The 639-nt window shown below is 71.4% G+C and carries 1 pseudogene (only partly in view); it reads right to left on the bottom strand.

Going from position 1 to position 639, the window contains the following annotated elements:
* Positions 1-389: pseudogene (locus CCL05_RS39055) on the bottom strand (ATP-binding protein); its annotated part reaches 183 nt to the left of the window's first position; the annotation flags it as partial.
* Positions 390-639: the final 250 nt, after the last annotated feature.

The following is a 639-nucleotide window of genomic DNA, read 5'->3' as shown; positions in this document are numbered from 1 at the left end:
CCTGGGACTCCGGCCGGCGGAAGCGGGGGACGACGAAGCGGCGCCAGACCTCCCCCCAGCGGCCGAGCCGAGCCACCCCGACCATGATCGCCAGGGCGACGAGCAGCTCGTACCCCTGGTACACCACGAACGTGCCGGTCTCGCCGATGGCACTGTCGGCGCCGCGCCACGCGTCGGGAACGATCAGATCGAACGGCACCCACCACCAGTTGCCGAGGTAGCCGTTCTGCAGCAGCGACCAGATCAGCCATCCCACCAGGAAGGCGATCAGCGCCCCGCTCAGCAGCTGCCGCGTGGGGATCTCCTCCGGCTCCTCCGCCGGCCGCCGCCGGACGCGGCACCGGGTTCGCATGCGTACCCCGCGCCTCCTGCGTCCCGTCGCTGTCCATCGCCCTTGCCCCCTGACCAGCCGCTCCGTCCACCATCAGCGAGCCAATCTAACGCCCTCCCCTGGGGAGTTCACCGCTTACACGGCCGGGGTGTGGGCACCAGCCCACAAGAGCGCCATGTCCACCCCGGACAAGCCGCCTCTTCGACAACGCCCACATGGAGCATGCCCACCCCCCTCCCCCCGGTTCCCGGACCGAAGTCGCAGGAGTTGCAGGCCCGCCGTACCGCCGCGGTCGCGCAGGGTGTGGG

Source organism: Streptomyces africanus, assembly GCF_002150735.1.
GTDB lineage: Bacteria > Actinomycetota > Actinomycetes > Streptomycetales > Streptomycetaceae > Streptomyces > Streptomyces africanus.
This window is presented reverse-complemented; position numbering and strand designations above follow the sequence as displayed.